The organism is Bradyrhizobium sp. Gha (assembly GCF_900113735.1).
Taxonomy (GTDB): domain Bacteria; phylum Pseudomonadota; class Alphaproteobacteria; order Rhizobiales; family Xanthobacteraceae; genus Bradyrhizobium.
In genome coordinates this window covers 62,548-82,378 of the sequence record NZ_FOQM01000026.1, presented here as the reverse complement: position 1 = coordinate 82,378, position 19,831 = coordinate 62,548, and the positions used below count along the sequence as shown (strand labels likewise).

Genomic DNA, 19,831 nt, shown 5'->3' with positions numbered 1-19,831 from the left:
GCGGGGTGAATCGGGGGTCAGGGGGATTGAGCGGCGTTCCATAGCATGGAGAGCCCCGCCGCGACCATGATCGCATCCATCACCATGCGGAACATCTCGGGCTTCAGGTGCATGACGAAGCGTTTCGCGATGAAGGCGCCTGACATCAGCGAGGAGCCAGCGATCACGCCTTTGATGAAGACGTCCTGCGTCAGCGCCCCGAAATGCTCGAACGTCACTGATTTCGCGAAGTAGAGGCCAAGCGAGGCGGCAGCCTCTGTCGCGAGGAAGGCACCTTTGCTGAGGCCATAGAACAGGAACAGCGGCACGCTGAGCGGGCCGGTCGAAACCACGATGCCGGTGAGATAGCCGATGACGGCGCCGCCGATCGCGAGATGCCAGAGATTGGCCTTCAGATCGTGCCGTGCCAGCCAATGCCGCACCGGTACCATTGCGATCAGGAAGAGTCCGATGGCCAGATCGACGGCATGCGAGGGCAGGGCCAACAGCGTTCGGGCGCCCAGCACCGCGGCCGGAATGCCCGTCACGGAATAGGCCGCGCAGGCGCGCCAGTCGACCTCGCGCCACCAGGCCATAATCCGCGAAAAATTCGCCATCACGGAGGCAACAGCCATGATCGGCACGGCCTCCTTCGGCCCATAGGCATAGACCAGCACCGGCATCAGCATGATCGACGAGCCCGTGCCGACGATGCCGGAAATGGTGCCTGCGAGCAGGCCGACGCTGAGGACGAAGAGGAAGGCCAAGCGCGGAGCTCCCGGGAATCGCTATCAGTGTAGCCGGATTTTGCCACTCTTGTGTCCCGGACGCGGTGCAACGCGCCAGCGTTGCGGCGCAGAGCCGGGACGAAGGCCTCGATACTATGGACCCCGGCTCTGCAGCGCATCACACCGGACGACGCTGCGCGTCGCCGGGAGCGCTGCGCAGCGTCCGGAGCGCGAGAGCTGAGTTTGTTGGGCACAACTGCCTCCACGTCGTCATTGCGAGCGCAGCGAAGCAATCCAGAATCCCTCCGCGGAGAGACGCTGGATTGCTTCGTCGCAAGGGCTCCTCGCAATGACGGAGTGTGGGGTGACACGGTCGTTCTCCAGCTCGCATCGGTCTCGCAGACACGTTTTCGCATCCTTGCGGCACGTCGCCCGAGCTTTGCTTTCTCGCCGCACCCTCCTTTGCCGGGCTTCCGGTTCTGCTGCTGACAGCATGTTGGCAGCAGGGGGTGGCTATGACCATCTCCTGACAAAACGGGGATCGGGTCATGCGGATCGAGGCAAGCTGTCATTGCGGTGAGACGGTGTTCGAGGTGACGGAGGCGCCTTCGAGCGTGACCCGCTGCACCTGCTCGCTCTGCGCGAAACGTGGCGCGTTGTGGGCCTATTATACGCCGGCGCAATTTCGCCTGCTGTCACCCGCCGAGAATGTTGCGACCTACCTCTGGGGCAGCCGCACCGTCAAACATCACTACTGTGCGAACTGCGGCTGCGGCACCTATTCGGAGTCGCCGGACTGGTCGAGTGGCAAGCCCGACTTCGACAATCCCAAGGTCGGCGTCAACGCACGCCTGTTCGACGATTTCGATCTGGAGGCCGTGCCCGTCAACGTGATCGACGGCAAGAATCTGTGGTGATGCCACTCACCGCAGCATCACCCACGCCGGCGCATGATCGCTCGCGCCTTCTTCGCCCCGCACGTTCTTGTCGACGCCGGCTCTTGCCAGGCGGGAGACGAGCGCTCGGCTGAGCAGCAGATGATCAAGCCGCAGTCCCGCATCGCGCGACCAGCAATTCCGCTTGTAGTCCCAGAAGGTGTAGACGCGCTGCGCGGGGTGCAGTTCGCGGATCGCATCGCACCAGCCTTGTTCGACAAGCGAAGCGAATGAAGCGCGGCTTTTCGGCTGGATCAGCGCATCCTTGTCCCATGAGCGCGTCGGATAGATGTCGATTTCCGTCGGCGCGACGTTGTAGTCGCCGGCGAGCACCACGGGCAGATCCTGCTTGATGAAGGTCTTGGCGTGTCGCTTGAGGCGCGCAAACCAATCGAGCTTGTAGTCGAACTTCGGCCCCGGCTGCGGATTGCCGTTCGGCAGGTAGATGCTGGTGACGATGACACCGCGCACGGCGGCCTCGATATAGCGCGCCTCGAGGTCGTCGGGCCGTCCCGGCAGCCGGTCGCGCGTCAGCACAGGCTCGGCATTTCGGGCGAGGATGGCGACGCCGTTCCAGGTCTTCTGGCCGCGCCAGACGGCGCCGTAGCCGGCTTTTTCGAGGGCCGCTGCCGGAAATTCGCCATCACTTGCCTTCAATTCCTGAAGCGCGACCACATCGGGCTTTGCCGCCCGCATCCATGCGAGCAGATTGGGCAGCCGGCGGTTGATGTTGTTGATGTTGAATGTCGCAATCTTCATGTAGAGCTACCGGCTCCTGCCTTCAGTCCCCCCGGAGATACAATGTCCAAATTGAGCTTTGCCGCCATTGCGTTCGTCGTCGCGTTCTCCGGGAGCACTTCGGCACAATCGGCCGATCCGCGCGGCGCGTGCAAGGCGGACTATGACAAATTCTGTGCCGGCATCGCGCCGGGCGGCGGCATCGTCGCCTGCCTCAACGGCAAGCGCGATCAGCTCAGCGCGACGTGCAAGGCGGCGCTGGACAGCAGAAAAAAGAAGTAGCCGGTGCGGTTCTAGGTCGGCAGCGGCGGCGGGGCCGCCGGCTGCTCGACCGCCGGCGGTGAGGGCGGCTGCCCGGTCGGCTCCGCGGGCTCCGGTTTCGTCAGCGGCCCGACGACCTCGCCACCCTTGTAGACGCGGGCGTAGCGGCGGCCGAGGCTGGTCAGCACCTCATAGCCGATCGTGCCGAAATGGTGGGCGAGCTCGTCGACGGTGATGCCCTCGCCAAGCAGCGTCACCATGTGACCGCGGCGGGCGGCGTTCGGCGGCAGATCGGTGATGTCGATGGCGATCAGGTCCATGGAGATGCGGCCCGCAACCGGGCAGCGCTTGCCGGCGACGATCACCTCGGCGCCGCGGGTGCCGTCATTGGAGCTGGCGGCGCGGAAATAGCCGTCGGCATAGCCGACCGCGATGATCGCGAGCCTGGTCGGCCGCCGCGCGGACCAGGTGCCGCCGTAACCGACGGTCTCGCCCCGCTCGATATTGCGGATCTGCACGATGCGGGCCTTGAGGTCGACCACGGGCTGCATCGGATTGTCGGCTTCCGGCGTCGGGTTGACGCCGTAGAGCGCCGCGCCCGGCCGCACCATGTCGAACTGGAACGGCGCGCCGAGAAAGATGCCGGAGGAGTTGGCGAGGGCCGCTGGTACGCCGGAAAATTCGCTGGCGATGCCGCGGAAGGCCGCGAGCTGCCTGGCGTTGACGGAGCTGTTGAGATGCTCGGCCGAGACCAGATGGCTCATCACCAGTGTTATGCCGTGATCGCCGGCATTGATGCGAGGAATGATGGCCTGCGCTTCCGCGAGCGTCAGACCGAGCCGGTTCATGCCGGTGTCGATGTGGATTGCGGCGCCACCGGACCAGCCGGTGCGGCGGCAGAACACATCCCATTCGGCGAGCTCGTTGAGGTCGCCGATCACGGGGCGGCAGTTGATTTTCGCGTAGTGCTCGCCGGTGTTCTGGAAATAACCGCCGAGCACGTAGATCGTGGCGTCCGGCAGCGCTGCGCGCGCGGTGCGCGCCTCTCCGATGGTGGCCACGAAGAAGGTCTTGCAGCCTGCCTTGTTCAGCGCCTGCGCGACCTGCGCGGTGCCGCAGCCATAGGCATCGGCCTTGATCACCGCGGAACACTCGGCCGGCACCGCGGTCTTCTCGAGCTTGCGCCAGTTGGCGATGATGGCGTCGAGATCGACGGTGAGCACACCGCCGAAGGCAGCGAGCGCGGCAGCCTGGTTGGCCTCCGCGGAGAGAAGACCGGATTGCGGGATCATGTTCGGCTCGGACGCCATTGTCATGGCGCCGTTTTACGCAAGAGGCAGGCCGGGTTCAAGAAACTCAGTAATCGTTGCCGCTGCGCGCCGGCAGCTGACTGTCCGGTGCGAGGTCGCCGAACCGCGTGACCGAGGCTTCGAACGCCAAATCGACGGTGCCGGTCGGGCCGTGGCGCTGCTTGCCGATGATGACTTCGGCCTTGCCGTGCGCAAGGCTCATGTCAAGCTGCCACTTCTCGTGTTCAGGCGTGCCCGGGCGCGGCTCCTTCATGGCGAGGTAATATTCCTCGCGATAGACGAACAGCACGACGTCGGCGTCCTGCTCGATCGAGCCGGATTCACGCAAGTCGGAGAGTTGCGGCCGCTTGTCGTCGCGGGATTCGACCTGGCGCGAGAGCTGGGACAGCGCGATCACGGGAACGTTGAGCTCCTTCGCGAGCGCCTTCAGGCTGGTCGTGATTTCCGTGATTTCCTGCACGCGGCTGTCACCGGCGCGCTTGCCTGAGCCCGACAGCAGCTGGATGTAGTCGATCACGAGCAGATCGAGGCCCTTCTGCCGCTTCAACCGGCGGGCGCGTGCCATCAGCTGCGCGATCGACAGGCCGCCGGTCGCGTCGACGTAGAAAGGCAGCGACTGCAACTCGATCGAGACTTCCCGGATCTTGTCGAAATCGGCCTCCGAGATGCCGCCGCGGCGGATGTGGGAAGAGGGGATGCCGGTGCGCTCGGCCACGATACGCGTGGCGAGCTGGTCGGCCGACATTTCGCAGGAGAAGAAGCCGATCACGCCGCCGTTGGCGGCTTTCATGGTTCCGTCGGCCTGGAGCTCGCCCACATAGGCCTTGGCGACGTTGTAGGCGATGTTGGTCGCCAGCGATGTCTTGCCCATGCCGGGGCGCCCCGCGACGATGATGAGGTCGGAGTGCTGCAGGCCGCCCATCTTGGTGTCGAGATCGCGCATGCCGGTCGAGATGCCGGAGAGCTTTCCGTCGCGCTGGAACGCCTTTGCCGCGAGATCGACCGCAACCGCCAACGCCTGCGAGAATTTCTGGAAGCCGCCGTCATAGCGGCCGGATTCCGCAAGCTCGTAGAGTCGGCGCTCGGCGTCCTCGATCTGGGCTCGCGGCGCGAAATCGACCGGGGCGTCATAGGCTACGTTGACCATGTCCTCGCCGATGCCGATCAGGTCACGCCGCAACGCAAGATCGTAGATGGTCCGACCATAATCCTGGGCGTTGATGATGGTGGTCGCTTCGGCCGCAAGCCGCGCCAGATACTGGCCGATCGTCATGCCGCCGACGTCGGTGTCGGCGGGGAGGAACGTCTTCAGCGTCACGGGCGTCGCAATCTTGCCCATCCGGATCAGGCTGCCGGCGGTCTCGAAAATGGTCTGGTGCAGCGGCTCGAAATAATGCTTCGGCTCCAGGAAGTCGGAGACACGATAGAAAGCGTCGTTGTTGACCAGGATCGCGCCCAGAAGGCTTTGTTCCGCCTCGATATTATGTGGTGCGCTCCGGTAAGCGGGGGTTCCGGGCTCGGGCGCGAGCTTGAGGACGTTCGAATCAGTCAGGGCCATGGTCGGACGTGCTTAGCAATTTTCTGGGCGGATGCGGGGCCGGGATAAAGCGCCGCGAACAACCAAAGCGGAAGCAAAAGCTCGTCACTATCAACCGATCTTAAAAGCGGTGGATGATTGCCAACCGCAGCCTTCGCGGCGCTTGACGGATTTTCGCGGAACTCGCGTCGGACCGGAGGTGGCCGCGATCCCGCCACGGAAAAATCCCGTAACGGTGAACCTAATGAGTTGAGCTGCAGACGTATTTGAAGCGCGCAAAACCGCGCGTTGGAGCGATCGGTGCGGGTTCAGACCAGCAGGAGGTAGACCAGCGCGATCACCGCCGCGCCGACGCCGGTGGCGATCAGGGCGTAGTCCGTGCGGAGGTCGTCCTGAACGTCCAATGATGTTTTGGTCTCTTTGCGCATGGTGACGGTCTAAGGCAGGGCGGTCGAGAGGCATGTGAACCAGATCACATCTCTCCGGATTCTTTCGGGGTACCACCGGAACAGGTGGACGGGCAGGGGGTTGTCTCCGACGACCCGCCAACAGGGAACGAGGCAAGACGATGCGGCCAGAACGGCAGCACCAGATTTGGCGAAGCGAGGCAGGTAGCCGGCTTTGGTTGTCCGGCCTGATCGCTGCGATGCAGCATGCCGAGCAGCCCGAAATCCGGCGTCAGCCGGTCGCACCCGAGGTTATCGCGGAATTGAAGGCGCAGCTGGGGCTTACGGCATCTTACCGCTCCTCCCCGATATCGATGCTGCGTCACTAGATCCTATTCACCAGCAAGCTTCAGCTTCGGCTTGGCGCTGCCTTCGAGCGAGCGCAGCCGGCCTTCCTCATGCGCAATATAGTCGCGGGTCATGGGCACCACGCCTTGGCGTTTGGTGAGCTGGATCTGGAAGTTCATCATGCCCTGCTTGCGGAACGTCATCTCGCTGGCGGCGAGATAGAACTCCCACATCAGCGCAAAGCGCTCGTCATAGAGCTGCACGGCCTCCTCGCGCCGCGCCATGAAGCGTTCCCGCCAGGCTTTCAGCGTCTCGGCATAATGCAGGCGCAGGATCTCGATGTCGCAGACCAGGAGGCCTGCGTCCTCGATTGCCGGCAGCACCTCCGACAGCGAAGGGATGTAGCCGCCGGGGAAGATGTATTTGGCGATCCAGGGATTGGTCGAATCCGGACCTTGCGAGCGGCCGATCGAATGCAGCAGCATGACGCCGTCCTCGCTCAGCAGCTCGGCGCAGCGCTTGAAATACGTGCTGTAGAACTGTGCTCCGACATGCTCGAACATGCCGACCGAGACGATACGATCGAACGGTCCCTTGGTGTCGCGATAATCCTGGAGCAGAAAGCGCGCCTGTCGCGTCAGCCCCTTTTCGGCCGCGCGCGTGTTGGCGACCTGCAGCTGCTCTGTCGACAGCGTCACGCCGGTGACCTCGGCCCCTGCGATCTCGGCGAGATAGAGGCCGAGCCCGCCCCAGCCGCAGCCGATGTCGAGCACGCGCTGGCCGGGCTTGACGAGCAGCTTTGCGCTGACGTGCCGCTTCTTGGCGAGCTGCGCGTCGTCGAGCGTGGCGTCCGGCGTCTCGAAATAGGCGCAGCTATATTGCTTGTCCGCGTCGAGGAACAGCGAATAGAGCCGCGCGTCGAGGTCATAATGATGCGCGACATTGCTACGCGAGCGTGCCCGCGGATTGAACTGCCTCAGGTGTCGGACGAGATAACGCAAGTGCCACCAGGGCTTCGCCCAGTGCGGCAACAGGTCGGGCTGATCGAGGAGAATCGCCAGCGCATCGGCTATGCTGCCGCGCTCGATGACGAATTCTCCGTTCATATAGGCCTCGCCAAGCCCGAGCTCGGGATTGATGAGGATCTTCCGTTCGGCGTCGGCGGTGACGAAGCGGACTTCGACCGGCTCGCCGGAGCCGTCACCGACGGTGAATGTCGTGCCACCCGCCGTGGTCACCGTCATCGACCCGCGGCGGATGAATTGGGACAAGAACTTACGCAGCAAGCGGTCCATAGGCACCAACCTGTCGGGCGAACCCGAAAAGATGCGACTACCCGGCCATCATACCGACGCCTAGGCAATATATTGGTTCCAATGCGTTCGCATGTAAATCTAGGCAACCTCTCCACACCTCGCTATTGCGCTGTGTTCAAAGCCGATATCCGAAAATCGCGTGTTCACATGCCCGGTGAGTGCGCTTCCATTCGCAGCGCAATCGGCTAAAAGGTGACCGCCGCTGCACCGGATGCCGGTCGTATCTATCGGATTTCATGGAGATGATGGGAATGTCGAGCCGAGCGCTCAGCCTCGCCACGGTGCTATTTCTGATTGGCTTCGGCAGCACCGATGCCGTTCTGGCACAGGCGACGAACCTCGAGGCCGGCAAGGCCCCCTCCCAGCTTTTCGCGCAAACCTGTACCGCCTGTCACAAGAGCCCGCGGGGGCTGTTGAAGACGGTCGCGCCGGGCTCGCTGCCGGGCTTCCTGCGTCAGCACTACACCACCAGCCCGGACATGGCTGGCGTGCTGGCTTCCTATCTCGTCTCTAACGGTGCCACTGACGCCCGTTATCAGGCCAAGGACGGGAAGGAGAAGAAGGACGGCGCCCGGGAAAAGGAGGCCAACACGAACCCGGGGCAGGCACCCGAGCACCAGGGCCGCCGCCAGCGCTCGCAGGAAGCGACCGGCCCGGAGGGCAGGCCGGACGGAGAGGGTGCGCCGGCGGCCCATGAGGGTCGCCAGAAGCGCGCGGCCCGGGCGAGTGAGGAAGGTGCCAAGGAAGGTGCAAGGCCCGAAGCCACCACCGAGCAGCCACCGGAGGGCCGCAGAGGTAAACGACTGAGCAAGCGCGGCAAGCCCGAGACCGGGGACGCGGCTGCGCCAAAGAGTGAGCCCAAGGTCGAGTCCAGGGGTGAGCCCAAAGCTGAGCCCAAGGCTGAACCCAAGGCTGAAGCAAAGAGCGACAGCGCGAAGGTCGAATCCGGTCGCGACGAATCCAAGCCCGACAGCACCAAGCCGGCTGAGGCCAAGCCTGAGAGCGCCAATCCTGAGAGCGCCAAGCCCGAGAGCGCCAGGATCGAGCCGAGCGGAAGCGCGGCGCCGGCCGTGCGCCCCGATGATCCGGTGCCGCAGGTGACGCCGGCCGCGCCGGCGGCCGCTGCTCAGCCGGCAGAACAGGCGGCGCCCAAGCCTGCCGAGGCCGCCGTTTCCAAACCAGCCGAGCCTGCGCCCAGCTCCGAGCCGGTAGCCAAGCCGGCAGAGCCTGCAGCCGCCGCGTCGCCATCGCCGGCACCGGCGGAGTCGTCCGGCCCGCCGGCTCCGCCGATCTCACGATAAGCAATTTGTATCGTTGATTTGCGAAGGCCGCGCTTGGCGCGGCCTTCGTCGTTTGGACCATCGCTGGAGCTGTACTCTGACGCCGAGCGAGCATGTCGCCCCCAAAACAAAAAGCCCGGCTGCCTGAGGCAGCCGGGCTTCGCAGCCTGCGCAAATGCGAGGCTTACTTCTCGTTCTCTTCCGCGGCCGGCGCGGTGTCGTCGTGCTGGGCTTCCGGATCGAAGAACTCGCCAGCGGCGGCGATTGCCTCTGCGGCCGCGTCGCGGTCCTCGTTGCGGGTGGAGATGTCCTCGCCACGGTTGATGCGCTCGGCCTCGTCCTGGCTGCGCGCAACGGTGACGGTGATCTCGACCTCGACCTCGGGGTGGACGGCGACGGTGATCGAGCGCTTGCCGATGGTCTTGATCGGCGCGTCGAGCTGGATCTGCGGGCGGGCCAGCGAGATGCCGTCGGCCTCGAAGGCGGCGACGAGGTCACGCACGTTGACCGAGCCGAACAGCTGGCCGGCTTCCGAAGCCTGACGGATCACGATGATGTTCTTGCCCTCGATCTTCTCGGCGACCTTGGACGCCTCGCCCTTCGACGCAAGATTGCGAGCCTCGAGGTCGGCCTTCATGCCGTCGTACTTGGCGCGGTTGTCGGCGGTGGCGCGCAGCGCCTTGCCGCGCTTGAGCAGGAAATTGCGGGCATAACCGTCGCGAACCTTCACGACTTCGCCCATCTGGCCGAGCTTGCTCACGCGTTCCAGCAAAATGACTTCCATATTCGTTCTCCTTTTGAAGTGCTCTGGGTTTTCAGTTTCGGGTTGAACTCAAGATGTCGGCAATGGCGGCGGTTGCCGGTTGCGCAGGAAGCGCTCGCGAACGCCGAACACGGCGTCCGCGAGCCCAAGGGCGGTCATCAGGACCAGGCTCACGCTGAACATGAGGATGACGGCGTAGACGGCCGCGAGCCAGAATCCGCGATTGGCGAGATCGCGCGTGACGGTGTGCAGAACGGCGAGGCCGACCAGCGCAAAGGCCATCATCAGGACGGTCGTGACGACGACCGCGAGGGTGCCGGTCATTCCGCCCAAGAAGCTGAAGGCAAGCGCGACGCAGAGTGCCACGAGGGTCATGGGGGGCAAGCTCGTGCTGCTGAGATCCGGCCATGGCCGGTGCAATCGCCCGGACACAGCCGCGACCTTTGCGGCGAGCCAGAGGTTCAAGATCAGGGTCGCCATCTGCGATGCGGCGACCAGAACCGGGATCACTGTGACCATGACGGCGACGCGTGGATCACTCTCCGGAACGGTGGTCTCGGTCACCAGTGAAAGAATTTTGGCGAAGCCGCTGCGCATGGCCTCGCTGATGGCGGACTCGTCACTTCCCAGCGAAAACAGGGATATTGCGGTCAGCAGCGCCGCGAGCGCCGCGATCCACAGTAGGATTCGTCCAAGCGGGTACCATTCGACGTGAGGGGGGGCGGTATCGTCGCCGGCGCCGCTGTCAACGTGGGGCCTTCCCAGCATCGCGAGATGTCCAAGCCACCAGGCCGGCAACGCGAACGCGAGACCATAACCGAGCGCGAGCGGTGGGCTGAGCGCGCCTGCGATCAGAATCGTCGCCACGAGACCGCCAATCGCGCCGCAGAACGGCCCCCAGGCGATCGCGGCGAGCATCAGGGGCAGCGGAGCAAGGTAAACCAGGACGAGCGAGATCAGCGCGCCCGAAATGATCGAGGCGAACATCAGGGCCGACGCAGCGCCGGCGATCAGGGCGATCAGTCCAAATACCATCATCAGCTGTCCCGCTCCCTTCGAGCGGTTAGAGGCGCTTCGGCCCCAACCATCGGCGACCGGACGACCCGGAAGCCTTATGAGTACAGAAAGTCACGGCCGGCGACGTGGACCGCCGCCGGCCGAATTCGTCTTAGCGAATGACGTAGGGCAAGAGGCCCAGGAACCGCGCGCGCTTGATGGCGCGGGCGAGCTCACGCTGCTTCTTCGCGGACACCGCGGTGATGCGGCTCGGCACGATCTTGCCGCGCTCGGAGACGTAACGCATCAAGAGCTTGGAGTCCTTGTAGTCGATCTTCGGCGCATTGGCTCCCGTGAACGGGCAGCTCTTGCGGCGACGGAAAAACGGGCGGCGTGCACCAGCTTCAGCCATTGTTCTTACTCCCCATCCGTCGTTTCAGCTTCGTCGCGCCCACGGCGCGGGCCGCGATCGCCGCGGAAGCCACCGTCACGATCACCACCACGGAAACCGCCTTCGCGGTCGCCACGGAACCCGCCTTCGCGCTCACCGCGGAAGCCGCCGCCACGGTCGTCGCGCTCGCGATCACGGTCGGCCTTGCGCATCATCGCGGACGGGCCTTCCTCGAGCTCTTCGACGCGGACGCTGAGATAGCGGATCACGTCTTCGCTGATGCGCTCCTGGCGCTCGATCTCGGCGATCGCCGCGGACGGCGCGTCGATGTTGAGCAGCACGAAGTGCGCCTTGCGGTTCTTGTTCATGCGGTAGGTGAGGGAGCGAACGCCCCAATTCTCGGTCTTGGTGACCTTGCCGCCGAGACCCTCGACGATGCCGGTCATCTGCGCAGTCAGCTCTTCGACCTGCTGCGTGCTCGCGTCCTGGCGCGCGAGAAAAACATGCTCATAGAGAGCCATTGTCGTCCTTTCCTCGTGTTGGCGCATTGCCCGGCGTCAAGCCCTTAAGAGACCTTCGGAAAGGACTCTGGGATTAAGCTCAGAAGGCGGAAACACGGGACGACGGGCCGACTGGCCCTGCCACACCAAAATCACTGAGGATTTGCTGAGACCGTCCGTTCAGCTCCCGGCCGGGGTCTGCGGATGCGCGCGTTATAAGGATTTTGGCCGGCTTGGCAAGGTTTGAGGCCTGAGTTTTTGGCTCAGATCGTCCCGGTGGGCTGGCCCGGGCAGATCGAGCCGCGCCACATTCGCCCTTGAATTCTTTGTTTGTATATCATACAAATAAATTGGACGGGAGGACTTCCATGCCGGAAAAGTCGGTCCATGAGCCGGTTCAGGTGGCTGGCGACCCCAAGCATGCGGCGCGGGCGACGCGCTCGGCCGGCCGCAAGATGCGCTCGCTGCTCTTGGACGCCGCGAGCCCGCTATTTCGCGAGCGGGGGCTGTCGGGCACCGCGATCACCGACATCGCAGCCGCCGCCGACGCATTCCCGAGCCAGATCACCTATTACTTCCGTACCAAGGAGGCGCTGTTCGTCGAATGCGCCTGCCGTGATCTCCTGTATCTGGCGCGCGCGACCGAGCAAGCGGCGCTGAAGGCTCATACGCCGCGGGAATACACTCACGCGCTGGCCGAGACTGTGACCGCGAGCGATTCGATCGCGTTCTTTGCGGAGGCACTGACGCTGACGCGGCGGCGCCAGGATTTGGCGCCGCTGGTCGAGCGCACGATCGAGCGTCTGCACGCTGAAGGCGCGCGCGCCTATGCGGGCCAGGTAGCGCGGCACGGCTGGCGCTCGCTGCGTGCGCCCGACGAGAGCTCGCGTCGGTTCTGGGCCATCGCCATCGGGGTCATGCTCGAAGGCTATGCCATGGGCCGCTCGCCAGAGGCGCTCTGCGCCGAGATGCTGCGCGTGCTCGGGGAGCAGGCGAAATCCACCGCTGACACCGCGCGCCTGCGTCTTGTCGATGCGCGTGACGCGTCCGGCAATTCGAACGAGGAGGGCTAGGCCATGACCGCGCTTCGCATGCGTGCCCGCGATTTCCTGACCGACGATCAATTGGCCGACGTGCGTCAGCGCGTGACCTGGAAAGGCGTCGCGATGATCGCCCATGCCTGGGCGCTGATCATTGGCGCGATCGCCTTGGTCGCGTGGTGGCCCAATCCGATCACCTATATTCTTGCGGTCGCCATCATCGGCTCGCGCCAACTTGGCCTGGCAATCCTCATGCATGACGGCGCTCATGGCTGCCTGTCCGCTGACGAGAAAACCAACCTGGCGCTGAGCCAGTGGCTGTGCGCCTATCCGATCTTTGCGGAGACGCGCAGCTATCGGCGCTATCACCTGCAGCATCACGCGCGCACGCAGCAGGAGGACGATCCCGATCTCGTGCTGTCGGCGCCGTTTCCGATCACCAGGCTGAGCTACCGCCGCAAGTTCATCCGCGACATCAGCGGGCAGACCGGCTACCAGCAGCGCAAGGCGCAATTGCTCAATGCGCTCGGGCCGAAGGACTGGCCCTGGCGACAGCGCGCCGCGCATTTCCGGGACAAGCTCGGCCCGCAATGCCTGGTCAACGCCGCGATGTTCGCTGGCCTCGCGGCCGCCGGCGTGTGGTGGGCCTATCCGCTGCTGTGGCTGGTCCCGTTGTTGACCTGGATGATGGTCATCACCCGCATCCGCAACATCGCCGAGCACGCTGTCGTGCCTGACAGCGGCGATCCCCTACGCAACACCCGCACGACGCATGCGAACGTCTTGGAGCGTCTGTTCATCGCGCCGTACTACGTGAATTATCACCTCGAACATCATCTGCTGTTCTACGTGCCCTGCTACAATCTTCCGAAGGTCCATCGCCTGCTCAGCGAGAGCCGGCATGCAGGCCGGATGGAGGTGCAGCCCGGCTACGCAGCGGTGCTGCGGCTCGCAACCGCGAAGCCCGATCGCGATGACCGTCCCGGCAAGCTGGTGAACAGCGCGCGCCGCGCTCAGGCGGGGGCGGCGGTCGATGCCAATCAGACCAACGGTGGCTTCTAGGGGCCGCATCCCCAGGGGAATGCCGGGCGAAGTGCCCAACTCAGCTTGACATTTTAGCCCTGGCCGGGTCTACGGCCCCTTTCGGAGCATGGTCGGGAACCAAGGCTCGGGCCGGACGTCATCGGCTGCCGGGTTCTCATAGGGCTTGAGCAATCCAGGGGAGCGCCGAATGACGGCAGCATTCACATTTCCGGGGCAGGGTTCCCAGGCTGTTGGGATGGGCAAGACCTTGGCCGACGCCTTTCCGGTGGCGCGCGCCGTGTTCGAGGAGGTCGATGCCGCCCTTGGAGAGAAGCTGACGGCGATCATTTGGGATGGTCCCGCGGAGACGCTGCAACTGACCGAGAACGCCCAGCCGGCCTTGATGGCCGTCTCCGTGGCTACTCTGCGCGTGCTGGAGGCCGAGGCTGGCTTTTCCGTAGGGCAGGACGCTGCCTTTGTGGCCGGCCACTCGCTTGGCGAATATTCGGCGCTGGCTGCTGCCGGCAGCCTGACGATCTCGGACACCGCGCGGCTGCTTCGCACCCGCGGTCTCGCAATGCAAAAGGCCGTGCCTGTTGGGGCCGGTGCCATGGCCGCGCTGCTCGGCCTCGACTACGAGGCGGCCATGGAGGTCGCCAAGGAGGCGGCGCAGGGCCAGGTCTGCCAGGCTGCCAACGATAATGGTGGCGGGCAGGTGGTCGTGTCCGGCGACAAGGCCGCGGTCGATCGCGCCGTCGAGATTGCCAAGACCAAGGGCGCCAAGCGCGCGATGCTGCTGCCGGTGTCCGCGCCATTCCACTGCCAGCTGATGCAGCCCGCGGCCGACGCGATGGCGGAGGCGCTGTCCAAGGTCACGATCAAGCCGCCGGCTGCGCCGCTGGTGTCGAACGTACTGGCATCAGCCATCACCGATCCCGACGAGATTCGTCGCCGGCTGGTTGAGCAGGTCACCGGCACGGTGCGCTGGCGCGAGTCGGTTGCCTACATGGCAGGGCAGGGCGTCACCCGGTTTTTCGAGATCGGCGCCGGCAAGGTGCTGACGGGTCTCGTCAAGCGCATCGCCGACGGCGCCGTCGGCGTTGCAGTCAGTGGCCCCAACGATATTGCTGCCGCCAAGGATGCATTGGCCGCTGCCAAGCAGGCTTGAGTTTGCGCACGATCTGTCCGGAAAACCGCTGCACACTTTTCCGGATCGTGCTTTGGAGGAGTTGTTTCGATGTTCGATCTGACTGGCAAGAAGGCGCTCGTCACCGGCGCGACCGGCGGCATCGGCGGCGCGATTGCGCAGGCGCTGCACGCGCAGGGCGCCACCGTCGCGATCTCTGGAACGCGCAAGGACGTGCTGGACGAGCTGGCCGGCAAGCTCGGCGAGCGTGCCTTCGTGCTGCCCTGCAATCTCTCCAAGGCCGACGAGGTCGAGGCGCTGGTGCCGGCTGCCGAAGCGGCAATGGGCCAGCTCGACATTCTCATCGCCAATGCCGGCATCACGCGTGACAATCTGTTCGTTCAGCTCCGCGACGAGGATTGGGACGAGGTCATCAACGTCAATTTGACCGCGACCTTCCGGTTGGCGAGGGCCGCCACCAAGCTGATGATGCGCAAGCGCTTCGGCCGGATCGTCGCCATCACCTCTGTGGTGGGCGTCACAGGCAACCCCGGGCAAGGCAATTACACCGCGTCGAAGGCGGGCCTGATCGGCATGATCAAGACGCTCGGCGCCGAATACGCCAAGCGCGGCGTCACCGCCAACTGCATCGCGCCCGGCTTCATCAAAACGCCGATGACCGATGCACTCAATGACAAGCAGCGAGAGACGATTCTGACCAAGGTTCCGGCCAACCGCCTGGGGACGCCCGAGGACATTGCGGCCGCCGCCGTCTACCTGAGTTCGAACGAAGCAGCCTACGTCACCGGCCAAACCATCCACGTCAACGGCGGCATGGCCATGATCTGACGCGCCGTTCCGCACTGCCCACATCGGCGGGGGCGGAAGCGGCAACGGACGTTTCCGGAGCGAATTGAGGCGTGTAGTCAAGGCAGTTGAAGTATGATAACCGGACGCTCAACGGATGGGCAAAGAACGCCATTGCAGGTTTTTGAAACCCTGTATATTGGCGATGCAGAGCCTTGGCCGTCGTTCGCCCGGTCCTGCATCGTCTAGGGTGGGACCACATCAAAGTTCGTAAGCGAAGGCAGTCAACGACCACGACGGCTCGTATCGTCCCGGGGGGTCGGGTCTACAGGGAACAACACGAGGTTATGCAATGAGTGACATTGGCGAGCGGGTTAAGAAGATCGTGGTCGAACACCTTGGTGTTGAACCCGAGAAGGTTGTCGACGCAGCGAGCTTCATCGACGACCTCGGCGCCGACAGTCTGGACACCGTCGAGCTGGTGATGGCGTTCGAAGAAGAATTCGGCTGCGAGATTCCGGATGATGCCGCGGAGACGATTCTCACCGTCGGCGACGCCACGAAGTTTCTCGAGAAGAACGCGAAGAGCTAAGGCTCTTCATTCGCGGGGACAACATTGAAACCGGACGGGCCGCTTCCCAGCGGTCAGCCGGTTTCTTGTTATTGGCCGTGAATCTTTCGATGCGGAGTTTTCGGACATGAGGCGGGTTGTCGTCACGGGTCTCGGCATGGTGTCGCCGCTCGGCTGCGGCGTCGAGCCGACCTGGAAGCGCATTCTCAACGGTGAGAGCGGTGCACGTCCAATCGAGAGCTTCGATGTCTCCGATCTGCAGACCAAGATCGCCTGCACGGTGGTGCGCGGCGACGGCAGCAACGACACCTTCAATGCCGACAAATGGATGGAGCCGAAAGACCAGCGCAAGGTCGACGACTTCATCATCTTCGGCATGGCCGCGGCCGGCCAGGCGCTCGACGATGCCAATTGGCATCCCGAGACCGAAGAGGACAAATGTGCGACCGGAACCATGATCGGCTCGGGCATCGGCGGCCTCAACGGCATCGCCGACACCGCGATCCTCTTGAAGGAGCGCGGACCACGCCGGGTATCCCCGTTCTTCATTCCCGGCCGCCTGATCAATCTCGCCTCCGGCTATGTTTCGATCGCGCACGGGTTGAAGGGACCGAACCATTCGGTGGTCACGGCCTGCTCGACCGGCGCGCACGCCGTCGGCGACGCCGCCCGGCTGATCGCGCTCGGCGATGCCGACGTGATGGTTGCCGGCGGAGCGGAGTCGCCGATCAGCCGCATCGGCATTGCCGGCTTCAACGCGGCGCGGGCGCTGTCGACCGGGTTCAACGAGACGCCCGAGAAGGCCTCCCGTCCCTACGACAAGGACCGTGACGGCTTTGTCATGGGCGAGGGCGCCGGCGTCCTCGTTCTGGAGGAGCTCGATCACGCCCGGCGACGCGGCGCGAAGATCTATGCCGAGGTGATCGGCTACGGTCTGTCGGGCGACGCCTATCACATTACGTCGCCTGCGCCAGACGGCGATGGCGGCTTCCGCAGCATGTCCGCCGCGCTCAAGCGGGCCGGCCTGACGGCATCCGACCTCGACTACATCAACGCGCACGGCACCTCCACGCCGCTCGGCGACGAGATCGAGCTCGGCGCAGTGGAGCGGCTGCTTGGCAATGCCGCGTCCAAGGTCGCGATGTCCTCGACCAAATCGTCGACCGGCCATCTGCTCGGCGCTGCCGGTGCGATCGAGGCGATCTTCGCCATCCTCGCGATTCGCGATAACGTCGTCCCACCGACCATCAATTTGGACAACCCGTCGATCGAGACCGCGATCGATCTCGTGCCGCACAAGGCGAAGAAACGTGACGTGAACGTTGCGTTGTCGAATTCGTTTGGTTTCGGCGGTACCAATGCGTCGGTGATCGTCCGGCGACTAAGCCAATAGTTTGTGTTCGCGACGAATCCACCGTTTTGCCGTATTCGGCGATAGTCATGTCTGTGGGCGCGTGTAGTTGGCTCGGCAAGTGATGCCCGGCTGCGATTGAACCGGCAGGATTCAGGTTGCTTCGATGAGTGAAAGGCCGCCCATTTCGCCCCGGAGTCCGCGGGCAGCGCTCGAACCCGAGCAGGTCCCGCCGCCGCCGAAGCGTTCGGAGCGGGCGCGCAATCCCTTCGTCGTGGTCGGCAACGCCATCATCACCTTGCTCTTGATCGGCATGATCGGCGCAGGCGCGGCCTATTATTACGGACGGCAGGTGCTCGAATCGCCCGGGCCGCTGAAGGACGACAAGGTCGTCAACATTCCCCAGCGCGCGGGCAAGCGCGACATCGCCGAGACCTTGAACCGGGAAGGCGTCACCGACGTCAATCCATGGGTGTTCATCGGCGCCGTGGCTGCGCTGAAGGCGAGCTCGGACCTGAAGCCCGGTGAGTATTCGTTCCAGAAGAACGCGTCCCTGCGTGACGTCATCGCGACCATCGTCGAAGGCAAGGTTGTCCAGCACGCCGTGACGATTCCGGAGGGCCTGACCTCCGAGCAGATCGTGGCGCGGCTGTCCGACAACGACATCTTCACCGGCAGCGTTCACGAGGTGCCCCGTGAGGGCACGCTGCTGCCCGAGACCTACAAGTTCCCGCGCGGGACCCCGCGCGACCAGGTGATCCAGCGCATGCAACAGGCGCACAAGCGCGTGCTCGCGGAGATTTGGGAGCGCCGTAGCCAGGATCTTCCCGTCAAGACGCCGGAGCAATTGGTGACGCTTGCCTCGATCGTCGAGAAGGAGACCGGCAAACCGGACGAGCGCAGCCGCGTCGCCGCCGTGTTCGTCAATCGCCTGAAGCAGAAGATCAAGCTGCAGTCCGATCCGACCATTATCTACGGCCTTGTCGGCGGCAAGGGCACGCTGGGACGTCCGATCAAGCGCAGTGAGATCACTCAGCCCTCGCCCTACAACACCTATGTGATCGAGGGACTGCCGCCGGGTCCGATTGCCAACCCCGGCCGCGCCTCGCTGGAGGCCGCCGCCAACCCGGCCCGCACCCGCGACCTCTTTTTCGTCGCCGACGGTTCGGGTGGGCACGCCTTCACCGAGACCTACGACGCGCACCAGAAGAACGTCGCCAAGCTGCGCGCGATGGAGAAGCAGATCCAGAACGACATGGTCGAGCCGGCCGATGATGCGCCCGCGCCGGCCACCGCGGCGCCTGCCGCCACGGCGCCGGCAGCCGCAGATACGGCTCCCACCGCCACGACGCCGGCACCACGGCCGAGGAAGCCGGCCCGGCCTGCGGCGCCCGCCCGCCAGGGCGCGGTGCAGCCGTCGCCGCCGGTGGTCCAGCGCTAGGCTGGCTGCAGACGTGCTACGGACTTTGCGGATTCCACTTTCCTGCAAAATAGTCTTAAGATTCCCGTGGCCTGATGGCCTCGCGAATCCCATGTTTCCGGAGAAACTGACCTGATGGCGCTGTCGTCCATGACCGGCTTTGCCCGAAGCCACGGCGCAAGCGGGCCGTATACGTTCGAATGGGAATTGAAGTCGGTCAACGCCAAGGGCTTTGACTTGCGGGTGCGGCTGCCGCAGGGCTTCGACGAGCTCGAGGCCCACGCCAAGAAGCGCGCCGGCGAGCTTTTGTCGCGTGGAACCGTCTATGCCAATCTCAACGTCAAGCGCGCCAACGCAGCCGCCACCGTCCGCGTCAACGAGGACGTGCTCAACGCCGTGCTGAAGGCCGCTGCCGTCATCGCCGGCAGGGTCGACGCGGTTGCGCCGAGCATCGACGGCCTGCTCGCGATCAAGGGCGTCGTCGAGGTCGCCGAGCCCGAGGGCGATGAGGAGGAGGACAAGGCTGCGCGTGCCGCTGCAGCCGATGCGTTCGACAAGGCGCTCGACGAGCTCGTGGCGATGCGCAAGCGCGAGGGCATCTCACTCGGACAAATCCTGACCCAACGGGTCGACGAGGTCGAGCAGCTGGCGAAGAAGGCGGAAGGTTCGCCCGGCCGCAAGCCGGAGGCGATCAAGGCGAGGCTCGCCGAGCAGATCGCCGCGTTGCTCGACACCTCCGATCGTTTCGATTCCGACCGCCTGATGCAGGAAGCGATCCTGATCGCGACGAGGGCCGACATCCGTGAGGAGCTCGACCGCATCGCCTCGCACATCGCGCAGGCGCGCGAGCTGATCGGCAAGGGCGGCCCGATCGGCCGCAAGCTCGACTTCCTGGCGCAGGAATTTCACCGCGAGGTCAACACCTGCTGCTCCAAGTCAAACGACATCGAGTTGACCAATACCGGGCTCGCCATGAAGAACGTGGTCGAGCAATTCCGCGAGCAGGTCCAGAATCTGGAGTGATC

At 64.6% G+C, this 19,831-nt stretch carries 20 protein-coding genes; 11 read left to right on the top strand and 9 right to left on the bottom strand.

Going from position 1 to position 19,831, the window contains the following annotated elements; translation table 11 throughout:
- Positions 1-17 precede the first annotated feature (17 nt).
- Entirely contained in the window at positions 18-746 is a 729-nt protein-coding gene (locus BM222_RS26910; RefSeq protein WP_092234666.1) for a sulfite exporter TauE/SafE family protein, read from the bottom strand.
- A 509-nt stretch (positions 747-1,255) separates the two neighbouring features.
- On the opposite strand from BM222_RS26910, the gene BM222_RS26900 reads away from it, so the two are divergent.
- A complete protein-coding gene (locus BM222_RS26900; protein ID WP_092234660.1) occupies positions 1,256-1,624 on the top strand; it encodes a GFA family protein in 369 nt (122 codons plus the stop codon).
- A 6-nt stretch (positions 1,625-1,630) separates the two neighbouring features.
- Here the strand turns inward: BM222_RS26900 and BM222_RS26895 are convergent, their stop codons facing one another.
- Positions 1,631-2,401, bottom strand: coding sequence for an exodeoxyribonuclease III (locus BM222_RS26895; protein ID WP_092234657.1), 771 nt, complete (start codon positions 2,399-2,401; stop codon positions 1,631-1,633).
- A 42-nt stretch (positions 2,402-2,443) separates the two neighbouring features.
- On the opposite strand from BM222_RS26895, the gene BM222_RS26890 reads away from it, so the two are divergent.
- A complete protein-coding gene (locus BM222_RS26890) occupies positions 2,444-2,662 on the top strand; it encodes a cysteine rich repeat-containing protein (protein WP_092234654.1) in 219 nt (72 codons plus the stop codon).
- 11 nt (positions 2,663-2,673) lie between these two features.
- Here BM222_RS26890 and alr read toward each other — a convergent pair whose 3' ends face one another.
- From alr to BM222_RS26870, 3 genes are all read right to left on the bottom strand, one after another.
- Positions 2,674-3,951, bottom strand: coding sequence for an alanine racemase (gene alr, locus BM222_RS26885; RefSeq protein ID WP_177243492.1), 1,278 nt, complete (start codon positions 3,949-3,951; stop codon positions 2,674-2,676).
- 46 nt (positions 3,952-3,997) lie between these two features.
- Positions 3,998-5,509, bottom strand: coding sequence for a replicative DNA helicase (locus BM222_RS26880; protein ID WP_092234647.1), 1,512 nt, complete (start codon positions 5,507-5,509; stop codon positions 3,998-4,000).
- A gap of 757 nt (positions 5,510-6,266) precedes the next feature.
- On the bottom strand, positions 6,267-7,517 hold the full coding sequence (locus BM222_RS26870; RefSeq protein WP_177243487.1) for a cyclopropane fatty acid synthase: 1,251 nt from the start codon (positions 7,515-7,517) through the stop codon (positions 6,267-6,269).
- A 272-nt stretch (positions 7,518-7,789) separates the two neighbouring features.
- Here BM222_RS26870 and BM222_RS26865 point away from each other — a divergent pair, with 272 nt between their 5' ends.
- A complete protein-coding gene (locus BM222_RS26865) occupies positions 7,790-8,839 on the top strand; it encodes a hypothetical protein (protein ID WP_177243486.1) in 1,050 nt (349 codons plus the stop codon).
- A 163-nt stretch (positions 8,840-9,002) separates the two neighbouring features.
- Here the strand turns inward: BM222_RS26865 and rplI are convergent, their stop codons facing one another.
- From rplI to rpsF, 4 genes are all read right to left on the bottom strand, one after another.
- Positions 9,003-9,602: a 50S ribosomal protein L9 gene (gene rplI, locus BM222_RS26860; RefSeq protein ID WP_092234641.1), complete on the bottom strand. Its 600-nt coding sequence runs from the start codon at positions 9,600-9,602 to the stop codon at positions 9,003-9,005.
- 48 nt (positions 9,603-9,650) lie between these two features.
- Positions 9,651-10,619, bottom strand: coding sequence for a DUF2232 domain-containing protein (locus tag BM222_RS26855; RefSeq protein WP_092234638.1), 969 nt, complete (start codon positions 10,617-10,619; stop codon positions 9,651-9,653).
- Positions 10,620-10,749: 130 nt separating this feature from the next.
- Positions 10,750-10,989, bottom strand: a complete 240-nt coding sequence (rpsR, locus tag BM222_RS26850; RefSeq protein ID WP_007592020.1) for a 30S ribosomal protein S18 — start codon at positions 10,987-10,989, stop codon at positions 10,750-10,752.
- Positions 10,990-10,994: 5 nt separating this feature from the next.
- A complete protein-coding gene (gene rpsF / locus BM222_RS26845; RefSeq protein WP_092234635.1) occupies positions 10,995-11,489 on the bottom strand; it encodes a 30S ribosomal protein S6 in 495 nt (164 codons plus the stop codon).
- 347 nt (positions 11,490-11,836) lie between these two features.
- Between rpsF and BM222_RS26840 the strand changes: the two genes are divergently transcribed.
- From BM222_RS26840 to BM222_RS26805, 8 genes are all read left to right on the top strand, one after another.
- Positions 11,837-12,541, top strand: coding sequence for a TetR/AcrR family transcriptional regulator C-terminal domain-containing protein (locus BM222_RS26840; protein WP_092234632.1), 705 nt, complete (start codon positions 11,837-11,839; stop codon positions 12,539-12,541).
- A 3-nt stretch (positions 12,542-12,544) separates the two neighbouring features.
- Positions 12,545-13,570 carry a fatty acid desaturase family protein gene (locus tag BM222_RS26835; RefSeq protein WP_092234629.1) on the top strand — a complete coding sequence of 342 codons (1,026 nt, stop codon included), beginning with the start codon at positions 12,545-12,547 and terminating at the stop codon, positions 13,568-13,570.
- A gap of 169 nt (positions 13,571-13,739) precedes the next feature.
- On the top strand, positions 13,740-14,699 hold the full coding sequence (gene fabD, locus BM222_RS26830; protein WP_092234626.1) for an ACP S-malonyltransferase: 960 nt from the start codon (positions 13,740-13,742) through the stop codon (positions 14,697-14,699).
- Between the two features lie 69 nt (positions 14,700-14,768).
- Positions 14,769-15,506: a 3-oxoacyl-[acyl-carrier-protein] reductase gene (gene fabG, locus BM222_RS26825; protein WP_092234624.1), complete on the top strand. Its 738-nt coding sequence runs from the start codon at positions 14,769-14,771 to the stop codon at positions 15,504-15,506.
- A gap of 310 nt (positions 15,507-15,816) precedes the next feature.
- Positions 15,817-16,056, top strand: a complete 240-nt coding sequence (locus BM222_RS26820; protein WP_008130699.1) for an acyl carrier protein — start codon at positions 15,817-15,819, stop codon at positions 16,054-16,056.
- A gap of 106 nt (positions 16,057-16,162) precedes the next feature.
- Positions 16,163-17,428 carry a beta-ketoacyl-ACP synthase II gene (gene fabF, locus BM222_RS26815; RefSeq protein WP_092234622.1) on the top strand — a complete coding sequence of 422 codons (1,266 nt, stop codon included), beginning with the start codon at positions 16,163-16,165 and terminating at the stop codon, positions 17,426-17,428.
- A gap of 124 nt (positions 17,429-17,552) precedes the next feature.
- On the top strand, positions 17,553-18,827 hold the full coding sequence (gene mltG, locus BM222_RS26810) for an endolytic transglycosylase MltG (protein ID WP_092234619.1): 1,275 nt from the start codon (positions 17,553-17,555) through the stop codon (positions 18,825-18,827).
- A 114-nt stretch (positions 18,828-18,941) separates the two neighbouring features.
- Positions 18,942-19,829, top strand: a complete 888-nt coding sequence (locus BM222_RS26805) for a YicC/YloC family endoribonuclease (protein ID WP_092234616.1) — start codon at positions 18,942-18,944, stop codon at positions 19,827-19,829.
- Positions 19,830-19,831: the final 2 nt, after the last annotated feature.